Source organism: Pelagicoccus enzymogenes, assembly GCF_014803405.1.
In the GTDB taxonomy this organism is placed as follows: Bacteria; Verrucomicrobiota; Verrucomicrobiia; order Opitutales; family Opitutaceae; genus Pelagicoccus; species Pelagicoccus enzymogenes.
In genome coordinates, this window is record NZ_JACYFG010000004.1 from 95812 (window position 1) to 108786 (window position 12975).

Below are 12975 nucleotides of genomic sequence, written 5' to 3' on the forward strand. Positions count from 1 at the left end.
CCTGTTTCACCTCAACACACTGAACCTGACCCCATGACTGACTCCCTAATCCATCCTAAACGTCTTCTCTACGCCGGCTTTACGGCAATCCTTGCTACCGGCATCGGATTCGCCGTACGGGGCGGAATTCTTGACAACTGGGGGGCCGAATTCGGATTTTCCGCCACCCAGCTCGGGGTGATCAGCGGAGCCGGTTTAACCGGGTTTTGCTTTGGGATTTTCGTTGGGGGCTTGGTGGTCGATTCCATTGGCTACGGAAAATTGATAGTCGCCTCCTTTCTTTTGCATATGCTTTCTGCGGTAGTCACCTTCACGGCGACTGCCGGCATGGATACGGCGATCGCCTACCAGTGGCTTTTTTGGGGAACCTTCATATTTGCGCTAGCGAATGGTTCACTCGAAGCGGTAGCAAATCCACTGGTGGCGACGCTCTTCCCTGAAAACCGTACCCATTATTTGAATATACTGCACGCTTCTTGGCCACTGGGTCTTGTGCTTGGTGGCGCGGTCGGCTGGTTCCTTGACGACCGTATGAATGTCTCTTGGAAATGGCAGCTCGCCATCTTCCTGATCCCAACGATCGTTTACGGAATCATGTTCATGGGCCAGCGCTTCCCTAAGTCGGAAGCAGCGGAAAAGGGCCTCAAGCTCGGCGACATGTTCAAGGACGTCGGCCTGCTAGGCGGAGCGGTGATTGCCTTGATGTTGTTCCTGTTTTTCCAAGCGACCTTCCCAGCGATCCCTACATACGTGCTGGCGATTGCTGCTCTAGCGTTGATTTTCGTGATCGGAAAGATAACGAGCTTCGCCCTCGGTTCTATCATGCTCTTCGTCCTGTTCGGAACGCATATCTTGGTAGGCGCTGTCGAACTCGGAACAGATGGATGGATACAAAACATCACTGGAAGCATCCTGAGTTCGGAGGAAGGAAAGTTCCTCTTCGTCATCACCTCGCTCACCATGTTCGTCCTGCGTTTTTGCGCCGCTTGGATCGAAGAGCACCTTAAGCTGTCACCGGTCGGCTTGCTATTGCTCTGCTCGGTACTTGCTTTCGTGGGCTTGAATCTCTCAAGCGGAATTGAGTCCTTCAAGGGTGCTGTATTGGCATTGTTGATATACGGTGTTGGCAAAACCTTTTTCTGGCCAACGATGCTCGCAGTGGTAGGTGACCGGTTCCCGCGCACCGGAGCCATCGCGATCAGCATCATGGGCGGACTTGGCATGATGTCCGGTGGCTTGATCGGATTGCCTGGACTAGGATACGCAAAAGATCGTTTCGCGAGCGAAGCGTTACAAGAAGAGGCACCAGCTATCTATCAGGAAATGAAAGCTGTGGACTCCAATAGCTGGCTGTTTTTCGAACCCGTGGCAGCAATCGATGGAAAGAAGCTAGCCGAAGCTCGTTCCCAAGAAATCCCGAGCGAGGTCCAGCAAACCTTGATCGACTCCAGCCTGAAGGGAGACCGCAAGACCTTGAGAGTCGACTCGCTCATTCCAGCAACCATGGCCGTGATATTTCTCGGACTCCTCATCTACTTCCGTCGGCTAGGAGGCTATCGCCGCGTCGATCTGGACAACTAGCAATCGGAGGCAGAAAAGAACCATTACACTTCCAAGACAAATGGGAACGAAGGCCTTCGCAATGGATTGCTGCAGTCTCAGTGTGACTTCGTACACTTTAACTTATTTATCGCTAATGAGACATAGCGAGAACTTGGTACGCCACGTTCAACGCCATCGCCACCAGCGACTTCCTATTCAAAGGTGAATTCGGCGTGCTCATGTCTTGGTACCTAGCTGGAATTCCACCTGTATCAAAAACGGGGGGCCTCGCGATCGAGGCAATACCTCTAACGACTGGTTCCCTGTCTTCAGGCATTGGCTCGAGGTCAACAAATTCTTAGAAGCGAAGTAAGGCCTTTCGATCTCGCACACAGCGTTTACCAATGAGGAGCACTTCACCCCATGTGAAGTGTTGCTCTATTTTTGCGGGTAGAGGCAAAACCTAGAACTTAGGATATAGACAGATTTGCCCCAATGTCGGGCTGACAGGCGACTCATCTGAGGCAAGCTCGTACCTTCGGTTCCCTTCTAGGAAAAGAAGAGAGCACATTAACCCCGTAGCGACCCCTAGGGATCCTACTTGTTTGCACATGATGACACCCACCAGATATAGACGCTTCCTAACAGCACTCACGCTATGCACGAGCATAGGTTCGATCGCGCTTGCGGACTATCCCATTGTCTCCAATCGTTACCTCGCGGATCCCACCTCGGTAGTGACAAAGGACCGCGTTTACATCTACTGCTCGAACGACGACGAAAGTCCCGTCGAAGGTGGATACAACATTCCAAACATCGTCTGCGTTTCGAGCAGCGACATGAAAAACTGGACTGACCACGGAATCGTATTCGATGCCGAGAGAGATACTTCCTGGGCCAAGAAAACGTGGGCCCCTGCGGCCGTGGAGCGCGACGGAAAGTTCTTCCTCTACTTCGGAAACGGTGGAGCCAACATAGGAGTCGCAGTCGGCGACAGCCCGATTGGCCCTTTCGAAGACGTTCTCGGAAAACCTCTCATTACCCACGGAACCCCTGGCGTTCAACCTGCCGAGAATATGTGGCTATTCGACCCAGGCGTTTTCATCGACGACGATGATCAGGCTTACATCTACTTCGGCGGAAACGGTGACGACAACGTAAGGGCAGCGAAGCTGCATCGAGACATGGTCACACTGGACGGCGAAGTGATCAAAATGCACGCCCCGAACTTTTTCGAAGCAGCGTGGGTCTACAAAATAGACGATACCTACTACTTCACCTACTCCACCACTCCGAAGGCCGAGATGCGTATCGATTACATGACCAGCAAGCATCCGACCGAAGGCTTCAGCTACGCAGGAATCGTTGCCGCCCAGCCGCCCCTCAACAACAACAATAACCACGCCGCTGAGTTTAAGTTCAAAGGCAAGTGGTACCACGTCTACCACAACCGTATCGTCGCCACCGAGGCCGGCATTCCTACCGGATTCCGTCGTAACATCGCGCTCGAGGAATTTGGATACGACGAAAACGGAGCGATAATCCCAGTCGAGTACACCGTTAACGGAGTGGAGCAAAATGGCGCCCTTGATCCCTATCAGCGAGTCGAGGGCGAAACCTTCGCAGCCCAGAGCGGCATCGAAACGGAGCCGAGCTCCGCAGGGGGCATGAACCTGGCCCACGCGAGCGACGGGGATTGGGTAAAAGTCGTCGGAGTCGACTTTGGAGAACAAGGAGCCAAGAGCCTCACCCTTAACGCCAAAGCCCAAGCCCAGGGAGCTGAAATAGAGCTGCGGACCGGTTCGCTTGACGGCCCGCTCCTCGCGAAAGCCGTGGTTTCGCCATCTGACGACTGGAAAAGCCATTCAACAGAGGTGAGCCCTCTCACGGGCATCCATGACCTGTACATCCGGTTCACAGGCGACCAAAATTCAGAACTGAAACTGGACTGGTGGCAATTTGCCTCCAACTGATTACATTACAACTATCCATACGCCTCTACCAACCCCATCCCCATAGGCACCCATGCAACACCTAGTACTTCGAACAACGCTTTTCTTTCTCGCCTTCTCAATCGCAGCCAGATCCCTAGCGAGAGATTCCGAAAAGGAAACCTTCGTCATCGTCCATGGCGCCACAGCAGGCGGGTGGGAATGGAAGGCGACAGGAAAGTACCTGGAAAATGAGGGGCACGAAGTGTACCGAGCCACCCTCACCGGGCTGGGCGAACGCTACCACCTCGCAAATCCGGACATCGACCTCGACACCCATATTGACGACGTAGTCAACCTCATCCTATTCGAAGACTTGCACGATGTAGTGCTCTCAGGGCACAGCTACGGAGGCATGGTTATCACTGGCGTAATCAACGAGATCCCCGAGCGTATCAAGCACGTCATCTTCCTCGATGCCGCGGTGCCCAATGACGGGGAGTCGATATGGGACATGTTTGGCAGCGGGGGACCGAGGAACGATTCGCGCATCGAAAACGGGATGCTCCTCACCCCTTGGGTCACTGAAGAAGCCACCCCTCCGCACAACACCCCCCAGTCCATCAAGACCTTTAGCCAAGCAGTATCCTACGACAATCCAGCCGCGAAGGCGCTCGACGTCACGTTTGTCGCCTTCATCCCCGAAGACCAGAGCGTCGAAGAGCGCTCCCAAAGCAAAGCCTGGCGACGGGCCGTGGAGCGAGGCTGGACCATCCGCACCTTCCCCGGCGGCCATGTCGCCCAACAGGAAGACCCGCGCGGCGTCGCTAACCTCATGTTCGAATGTATCGGTGACGTGAATACTGCTCGCTAGATAAAAACAACATTCATCGTTCAACGTGATACGTCCGTTCTCTGGAGAGCCATTATCATTTCTATCGCTCGAAAGTCGGTCGGAGCGAGCAAACACCTAACCTCAAAGACCTTGAAAAAACAAATACTACTACTTGGAGCGCTGCCATTCGCGCTATCAGCCCAACCCGTGACGGACGTGACTGTCCGTATCGACGCCGAAGAACGCGCCGACGCGATCAATCCCATGATCTACGGCCAATTTATCGAGCATATGGGCCGCTGCATCTACGGAGGCATTTGGGCCGAGATGCTCGAGGACCGAAAGTTCTACCACCCCATCACCGAAGACTATAATCCTTACGGTGATCAGACGCTGGCAGACCCAGATTTCCCCGGCGTCATCGACAGTACCGAGTTTCCAGTGATTTCGGCCTCGCCCTGGGAGATTATTGGCGAGCCCTCCGGCTTGAGCATGGTCACAGAAGACAGTTTCGTCGGAAAACACACCCCGCGGATCGTCTCCGGCACCGGAGTTCGCCAGAACGACCTCGGCCTCAAGGAAGGCCTCGACTACCCGGGCTACCTCTGGGTCAAGCCCCTCGGCGGCACCGCCGAAGTGGAAGTGAGCCTCAATTGGGGCAATGCCGAAGGAGAGAGCAGCTCCCAGAAACTCACCTTTTCCGGCAAGAAATACGCCAAGAAAACGTTTTCCTTCACTCCTCGCAAAACGACTTCGCAGGGCGCCTCTCTTAGCGTTCGCGTCCTGCGCGGAAGCATCCAGCTGGGCACCCTTTCTCTCATGCCTGGCGACAACATCGACGGCATGCGGAGCGACACCATCGAACTGCTCAAGGAACTCGACTCTCCGCTCTACCGCTGGCCGGGCGGAAACTTCGTTAGCGGCTACGACTGGCGCGACGGCATCGGCGACCGCGACCGTCGCCCTCCTCGCGTCAATCCGGCCTGGACCGGCGTCGAGCACAACGACTTCGGCACCGACGAGTTTCTGGCCTTCTGCCGCCTCCTCGGCACGGAACCGATGATTGCGGCCAACACTGGCTTCGGCGACGCCTATTCCGCGGCCCAATGGGTCGAATACACAAACGGCGACACCTCTACTATCGGAGGGGGCTGGAGAGCCGACAACGGACACAAGAAGCCTTACGGCGTGAAGTACTGGTGCGTGGGCAACGAGATGTGGGGCAACTGGCAGCTAGGCCACATGCAATTGCATCACTACTCGCTCAAGCACAACCGAGTAGCCGAAGCGATGCTCGGAGCGGACTCCGACCTCATACTCATCGCCTCCGGCGACTTGGAACGCGTGAACGAAACTGACCTAGCGCAAGTCCGCCGCGGCGTCACTTGGACCGAGGGCATGCTCATGGACAGCCATGAATACATGGACTACATTTCCGAGCACTTCTACACCGGCCGCACTCCTTGGTCGGACGTGGGGCGCGTCGACATCGCCACTCACCTGGAAAACATGCGCAGCAACATTCGCAGAAAGGCCGAGGGCCATCGCGAGTTGCAGCCTAAGCTCGAAGAGCTAAACGGAAAGACCATGCCCATCGCCATGACCGAATGGAACTATTGGCACCGCACCTACAAATATGGCGAACTGGGTTGCGTCTACGACGTGGCGGACGGACTCGGCATCGCCGCAGGCCTCCACGAGTATTTCCGCCACACCGACATCATCGATATGGCGCTTTACGCTCAGACGGTGAACGTCATCGGAGCCATCAAGACAACTCGCATCGCGGCGGAGATGGATACCACGGGTATCGCCTTGAAGATGTATCGCCGCCACTTCGGGACCCAACCGGTAAACGTGGAGTTCGAACACGAGGTTTTGGACGTGTCAGCCGCCCTCACCGATGACGGTAAAGCCCTCACGCTCTCCGTCATTAATCCCACCGAATCGGAATTAACCATCGACCTAGATCTGAGCGGCATGGCAGTTGGCGATGCCGGCAAGCGCTGGCACTTCAGCGGCCCCGACGAATTCGCCCACAACACACCCGGCAAGGAACGCGTCGTCGAGATCGTCGAGACCCAGATTAACAACCCTGGCAACGGCCTAAACTCCCCAGCCCTCAGCGCCTCGATCTACGTCCTGCCGCTGAAATAGGAACGGCATCCAGATAATTAAAGCACAAGAGGGTGTATCCAGATTTCTGGATACACTCTTTTTTTCGGTTTAGGCTCGTCGCTTGCCCGTTGAGAGTTTTAGGGCCTTCAGCTTAAACAAACCGGCGACGCTTCTGAGGTGGATCGACTTCCGAAGACAAACGCGAATGCCGCCTTTGGTACCGAGCTTGCGATAAAGCCAAAACGCCCGAAGCCAGCACACCTTTTTATTCCCTTGAGATACTCCGTTCGCTTGCGGCGGGGATGTTTATTTTCGAAGGCGGGGCGTGTCCGCCGGGGCATGCAGTAATGCAGGATCGATCGACTCCGCCTCCGCAAGGGAGGCACTCAAGCGCTCGCCCTTGGTCGCAAACGGTCGGTCCTAATCCGACGACCCGACACTAATCTCCGACCTGATCGAGACTTCACCCTCACTCGGAAAGTCCTCGGGGACCGGGAACGTGACCGGTCGATCCGCCAGCCATTGCAAAGCGCGGACCACCACGGTTTGCAGTCCGGCGCAGCGCATGCGCTCCGGCTGAACGTCCCCTTTCCAGACGTGCCCAAAAGTCGAAGTGTACACCCTCCCGCTTCCATAGGAAACCGTCCATTCGAGCGGCCAGTTCATCGTCGTCACCGGGTCGTACCCATACGAAAGGACTTGGAGGTCCTTCGCAGGACCGCGTGCGTAGTAGTAGACCTCGATGTCCGGCGTCAGCCAAGCAGTCGGCAGTCCCGCGTGAATCGGATGTTCGCCGATGCGGCGGACGACAGTATCAAGCCGATCGCCGTGACCCGTATCCAGCCCCTCGCCCGGAGGGATGCGCTTGAGGCTTCCGTCGTCGTTTACGGCGATCGCCCAGCCAAAGCCCTTCTCGCGCCAGCCAAGGCCAATCATGTCGTTGTAGGCCGGCCAATCGGCAAAGGCATTGTTACCCGAGTGCCATACGTAGACACCTCCTCCCTCACGGACATAGGACTCGAACTCCTTTTGGACCTTTCTCGGCCAAGCTGGCCCGCCCCAAATATCATTGCAGGTCTGGATAGCCACATCGTAGCTACCGAAATCAGGTTCCCAGTCGTCCCAGTCGGGAGATTCAGCATTCGCCGGAGCGGTGGATACGTCGACCTCGAAAAGTTCCGTAGGCTCGAGCATCCCGCGAATCAGGGCCGTATTCAACTTCCAGTCGTGATTGCTGTACCCATCGACGATAAGCGCCCGAATAGAAGCCTGGCTCTCCGCAACAATTGCAGCCGGTAACAGGAAAATCGATACAACAAGCAAGCAAAGAACAGGCCAGGGCATCTCCCAAGTGCACACCCCGCCACCCCCAACCGCAAGCGGAATCCCAACCCCTTCATTTCCTGTAGCGCCAGCCGACCTCCCGCTCCTCCGAAAATGCCTCCCTCGACAACACCGACCGACCTATAACATTTCAAAACGATTTCATGCACCGACCGCAAAGGTATGGAATCGACCCCTTTTAGCTCCTTCCAAACTCTATCGAATCTAGGCTTACCCTTTACTGCCCGCCTCGCCGTGGGCTTTTGGGTCTTCAAGTCAATTCTATTGCTCAAGCGCTCCCATCGCTTACGTTCAACCTGCAATCCTTCGATCCTCCTCTCGACATGCCCTTGCCCATCCCCGCAAACCTCCGGGCCCTCGCCAAGCGCCCGGCCTTCACACTTACCGCTGTCGGCATCGTAGCCCTCGGCGTCGCCCTCGCTACCACTGCCGCCTCCATCGTCGACGCGCTGGTCTTCCGGCCGATCCCAGTCGAACGTATCGACCAACTCTATCGCGTGCAAAGCGGGATCTACAGTGGCACAATGACTCCGCCGGACGCTCGGGAACTCTTCGATCGCACCGATTTCCCTGCGTTGGGTTATCACCACCGCTATTCCGTAGAATACAACAGCGGCAACCATGCCGGCTTGCTGGTGCTCTGCGAACTGCAAGGCGATCCGTTTCGCGTGCTCAATTGGAAGGCCGCTCAAGGGCGACTGCTGCAGCCGGACGATTTCCAGCTCGGTTCGGAGCCTGTAGCAGTCCTTTCCCACGCTTTCTGGAAAAACGACCTCGGCGGACCTGACGTCATTGTTGGCGAATCCCTCCTCCTCAACGGCAAGAGTTTCCGAGTGGTCGGCGTGCTTCCGCCCGAACACGATCGTATTCACCGCACCACCAAGCCTCACGCTTGGACGAGCTTGGCGCATACGTTTGATAGCTGGCTCTTCGACGGGCGAAACGCCCATTGGCAAAGGGTTATCGCCCGGCTTCCAAGCCCGGAGCAGCTGCCAGCCTACCAGACGCAGCTCGATCGAGTGACCGCCCACCTCAAGCAGGCCTTCCCCGCCGAATCCCAAAACCTCGACTTTCAAGCCGTGCACGAAATCCAAGCAGGCCGGGAATCGAGCGCCGAAGCGGCCCAGCAGAGCTACATCATCGTAGGTTTGGTGGCGAGCTTGCTGCTAGTCACCTGCTTCAATGTCGGAAACATGCTGTTGGCGAACGCCTACCGGCGCGAGCGCGAGTTCGCGATCCGACGCTCCGTAGGGGCTTCTCCACTACAGATCGTCAAGAGCCTGCTTGGCGAGAGTTTTGGCATCGCCCTGCTGGGCGGCGTCGCCGGAGTGTTGCTCAGCCTTTGGCTGGTAGACTTGGCGGACCAGCTGCCCCTCACCCGATCGGTCGATGTACGGCTAGATACGACTGCCCTACTCATCGCTCTCGGCACTACGATAGCGACAGGGTTGATTAGTGGTCTCGCCCCAGCCTGGCACCTTGCGCGTGGAAACACCGCCGACTCGCTGAAACGCGGTGCCAAGGACTCAAACGTCGCGTTCGCCGCCAAGTCCCTCGTCGTGGCCCAGGTCGCTCTTTCCGCGGCCTTGCTCACTTCCACCTTCCTCTACACCCAGTCGCTCAAGCGCTCGTTGGAATTCGACCCGGGTTACAACTTCGAAAACATCACCTACTTCCGCATTTCCGTGCAGAGCATTCCCGAAGGCCGAAGGTACCAGGCGGCCAAAGAACTGCGGCAAGCGATCAGCTCGATTCCCGGCGTAACGCACGTCGGCTATGGATCAACGCGGCCCCTCGGCGGCTTCGGGTCCTCCCATATCAAAACGGCGCAATTCGACCCCGGCATAGAAGAGGACAATTGCACTTCGCATTTGATTTTCGTGTCGCCCAACTATCTAGCAGCCCAAGGCCTGACCCTACTCGAAGGTCGCGATTTTCTGGATACAGACGATGGCTGGCCGCTCAAGGTCGCGATCGTAAACCAAGCCTTCGGAGAGCGCTTCTTCCCGGAAGACCAATTGATCGGACAGGAGTTTTGGCCTTGGGGGGACACCGGAGAGCCCGCGATCCGCATCGTCGGCGTAGTAAAAGATTTCGCCCCGGAGCCTTGGGCCAAGACGCGTCCATTGATGATCTTGCCCGCGGTTCAACCACGAATGGTCATGTACATTCGGTCGGAGGGCCCGCCCGCCACGATCAGAGATTCCCTAGAAAAGCTCGTGCACGATCCAAAAAACGAATACGTAGCCCAAGAAATCCGCGACTTTTCTTACGCACGACAATCCTCGCTTTCCAATGAACGCGGAGCCTTTTACGTTTTAGCTGTGCTCGCCATCTGCGGCCTTGCGTTGTCTTCCGCGGGCATTTGGTACACGACGCGACAGTTCGTCCGGCAGAGCCGTAAGGAGCTCTCGATCCGCTCGGCAATCGGAGCGACTCCAGGCAGCCTACTCGTGCTGACGCTCTCCCGGTCCCTCCGGCTCGTCAGCTCGGGACTGCTGATCGGCTGCCTCTTGTCGTTCTTCGCTTCGCGCCTCATCCAGAGCTCCATCAACGGAGTCGAAGCCACCGACGCACGACCTTATTTACTTATGGCCGCATGCCTGATCGCGGTCGCGACTGTCGCGACTTATCTGCCAGCGCGAGCCGCTTTGAAAGCCGACCCGCGCGAAGCGCTCAGCGAGGTTTAGCCGGCACCCCCTTCCGATCCCTCCTCCTATGACCAACTACCTCCCCGCTAACCTTCGGGCCCTCGCGAAGCGGCCCGCATTCGCGTTCGCCGCGATCGCCATCGTCGCAATCGGAGTTGCCCTTGCCACCACCGCCGTATCGATCGTCGACGCGCTCGTATTTCGGCCGATCCCGGCGGAAAACGTCGATCGGCTTTACCGTGTTGAGGGCAACATTTTCAACGGTGTACTGCCTGCGCCGGACGCCCGAGATATCATCGAGCGATCCGGCGAAACTGCCTTTTCCTACAGCCACCGCTATTCTGTTGAATACTCGCTGGAAAAAAACGCGGGGCTGATAGTTCTTTGCGAGCTGCAAGGTAAAGCCTTCGAGACGCTGGAATGGCAGGCCCACGAAGGTCGCCTACTGCAGCCCGACGACTATTTGCCCGGCTCCGAACCAGTCGCAGTGCTCGCCTACGCCTTCTGGCAAACGGATCTGGCAGGCCGTCAGGATGTCGTGGGCGAGACAATCAATCTAAACGGCAAGCCTTTCCGCGTGGTCGGGATTTTGCCGCCGGGCAAGGACCGGGTGCATCGCACTGTGAAGCCGCAAGCCTTCACTGCGTTGATCCACACTTTCGACGACTGGGTGTATGATAATCGTGGATACTTTTTGAGTACGGCGATTGCTCGACTCAGGCCGGGAGCCACCCCGATCGCCTTCCAAACGCGGCTCGACCAAGTGACCGACTACCTCAACGACCGGCGGCCCGAAGGAGCTGGCGAGCGGAGCTTGAAGGCGACCCCCGAGATCCAAGCGGCCCGTGCCTCCTCGACGGAGTCGCTGCAGCAAAGCTACATCATCATCGGCCTGGTCTCCGCCCTCCTGCTGATCGCCTGCTTCAACGTGGGAAATATGCTGCTTTCCAATGCTTACCGTCGCCAACGGGAATTCGCCATCCGACGCTCGGTAGGGGCCTCGCCACTACAAGTGATGCAGCAGCTACTCGGCGAGAGCATGGCAGTTTCGATCATCGGTGGAGCGCTAGGCGTAGGGCTTAGCCTTTGGTGGATTCAACTGGCAGACCAGCTGCCATTCGTCGCTTACGTTGAAGTCGAGTTCAACGGCATCGCTCTAGCGGCAGCGCTCGCGGCCACTTTGTTCACTGGGCTCGCAAGCGGTTTACTCCCGGCTTGGCATCTGTCTCGCGGAGCCACCTCCAGCTTGCTCAACCAAGGCGGAGCCAAAGCCTCGCAAGTCAATTTCTCGACCAAGCTCCTCGTTGTCGCACAGGTCTCTCTCTCGGCCACGCTCCTTAGCGCTGCCTTTCTCTACACCCTGTCACTGCAGCGTTCGTTCGCGTTCGACCCCGGCATCGAGGGCGAGCGCCTCGCGTATTTCGAAGTGTCGTTGCAAAGCATTCCAGTCGGCCGACGAGATCAAGTCGCAGAAGACCTGCGGCAACGCCTCGCGAACATCCCAGGCGTAGAAGCCGCGGGCTTCTCCACCTCGCGCCCACTGGGCGGATACGGCACCACCCACCTCACGACCGACCGTTTCAAGCCCACGGAGGAGGAAGACAATTGCGCAGCTGGCTTCATGTACGTCTCGGAAGGCTTTTTAGACACTCTCGGCGTGCCGATCGTCTCCGGAAGAGATGTAAGGAGAAGTGAATACACCTGGCCTTTCGAGGTCGCCGTGGTGAACGAGTCTTTGGAAAAGCGGTTCTATCCTGGCGAGAGCGCCGTCGGGCAAACCTTCAAGCCTTGGGGTGGCGACGAGCAGCCCCCTGTGCGCATCGTTGGCGTTTTTCGTGATTACCCCGTTCAGCCATGGGAGCCCGCTCGGCCCCTCTTCGGACTACCACAAGCCCAATCCCGAGTCCGCTTCCACATCCGGTCAGAAGGCGACCCTCGCTCGATTAGCGATGCGCTGGATGCCATTGCGCGCGACCCGAGCAACGAATTTGTGGCTCAGGACGTCCAATACTTTTCCGACGCCATCGAGCGCAGTCTCAGGACCGAGCGCAGCGCCTTCATCGTGCTCGCCACGCTCGCCGTCTGCGCCCTGCTGCTCTCCTCCACGGGGATCTGGTACACGACCCGCCAATATGTCCGGCAAAGCCGCAAGGATCTCTCGATCCGCATGGCGATCGGGGCCTCGCCCAACAGCCTGCTGATGCTGACGCTCGCCCGCTCGCTCAGACTCATCGGCGCCGGACTAGTGCTCGGGTGCCTGCTCTCGTTCGCCGCTGCCCGGGCGATACAGAGCTCGCTCAACGGTGTAGAGGCGACCGAGCTGACGCCTTACCTACTGATGCTCGCTTGCCTGCTGAGCGTCGCGGTAGCCGCCACCTATATGCCTGCCCGAACCGCATTGAGAGCCGACCCCAAGGACGCCTTGAACGAGGTTTAGACCGAGATCAAAAATTTGCCGACGTCGAACCAGAGAGGGTCAGGACTTAAATCTTAATATCGCAATCGAAGGTCCCACCACATCTCAATTGATCATCAAAAACCTCCGTACCCTTCA

At 57.5% G+C, this 12975-nt stretch carries 7 protein-coding genes; 6 read left to right on the forward strand and 1 reads right to left on the reverse strand.

Annotated elements, in window-relative coordinates:
- The first annotated feature begins 33 nt into the window (after positions 1 to 33).
- The 4 genes from IEN85_RS02390 to IEN85_RS02405 all read left to right on the forward strand — a co-directional run bounded on the left by IEN85_RS02390 (position 34) and on the right by IEN85_RS02405 (position 6465).
- Positions 34 to 1581 (forward strand): MFS transporter, encoded by a 1548-nt coding sequence (locus IEN85_RS02390; RefSeq protein ID WP_191615475.1) that lies wholly within the window; start codon positions 34 to 36, stop codon positions 1579 to 1581.
- A gap of 575 nt (positions 1582 to 2156) precedes the next feature.
- Positions 2157 to 3515 carry a glycoside hydrolase family 43 protein gene (locus tag IEN85_RS02395; protein WP_191615519.1) on the forward strand — a complete coding sequence of 453 codons (1359 nt, stop codon included), beginning with the start codon at positions 2157 to 2159 and terminating at the stop codon, positions 3513 to 3515.
- 52 nt (positions 3516 to 3567) lie between these two features.
- Positions 3568 to 4347: an alpha/beta fold hydrolase gene (locus IEN85_RS02400; RefSeq protein ID WP_191615477.1), complete on the forward strand. Its 780-nt coding sequence runs from the start codon at positions 3568 to 3570 to the stop codon at positions 4345 to 4347.
- Between the two features lie 111 nt (positions 4348 to 4458).
- A complete protein-coding gene (locus IEN85_RS02405; RefSeq protein WP_224772414.1) occupies positions 4459 to 6465 on the forward strand; it encodes an alpha-L-arabinofuranosidase C-terminal domain-containing protein in 2007 nt (668 codons plus the stop codon).
- A 381-nt stretch (positions 6466 to 6846) separates the two neighbouring features.
- Here the strand turns inward: IEN85_RS02405 and IEN85_RS02410 are convergent, their stop codons facing one another.
- Positions 6847 to 7770 carry a ThuA domain-containing protein gene (locus IEN85_RS02410; RefSeq protein ID WP_191615478.1) on the reverse strand — a complete coding sequence of 308 codons (924 nt, stop codon included), beginning with the start codon at positions 7768 to 7770 and terminating at the stop codon, positions 6847 to 6849.
- 323 nt (positions 7771 to 8093) lie between these two features.
- On the opposite strand from IEN85_RS02410, the gene IEN85_RS02415 reads away from it, so the two are divergent.
- Positions 8094 to 10460 carry an FtsX-like permease family protein gene (locus tag IEN85_RS02415; protein WP_191615480.1) on the forward strand — a complete coding sequence of 789 codons (2367 nt, stop codon included), beginning with the start codon at positions 8094 to 8096 and terminating at the stop codon, positions 10458 to 10460.
- A gap of 28 nt (positions 10461 to 10488) precedes the next feature.
- Positions 10489 to 12858, forward strand: a complete 2370-nt coding sequence (locus tag IEN85_RS02420; protein WP_191615482.1) for an ABC transporter permease — start codon at positions 10489 to 10491, stop codon at positions 12856 to 12858.
- The last annotated feature ends 117 nt before the right edge of the window (positions 12859 to 12975 follow it).

Coding starts and splice junctions, on each gene's coding strand:
- IEN85_RS02420 (WP_191615482.1), top strand. CDS start 10,489: ATGACCAACTACCTCCCCGCTAACCTTCGGGCCCTCGCGAAGCGGCCC.
- IEN85_RS02390 (WP_191615475.1), top strand. CDS start 34: ATGACTGACTCCCTAATCCATCCTAAACGTCTTCTCTACGCCGGCTTT.
- IEN85_RS02410 (WP_191615478.1), bottom strand. CDS start 7,770: ATGCCCTGGCCTGTTCTTTGCTTGCTTGTTGTATCGATTTTCCTGTTA.
- IEN85_RS02415 (WP_191615480.1), top strand. CDS start 8,094: ATGCCCTTGCCCATCCCCGCAAACCTCCGGGCCCTCGCCAAGCGCCCG.
- IEN85_RS02395 (WP_191615519.1), top strand. CDS start 2,157: ATGACACCCACCAGATATAGACGCTTCCTAACAGCACTCACGCTATGC.
- IEN85_RS02400 (WP_191615477.1), top strand. CDS start 3,568: ATGCAACACCTAGTACTTCGAACAACGCTTTTCTTTCTCGCCTTCTCA.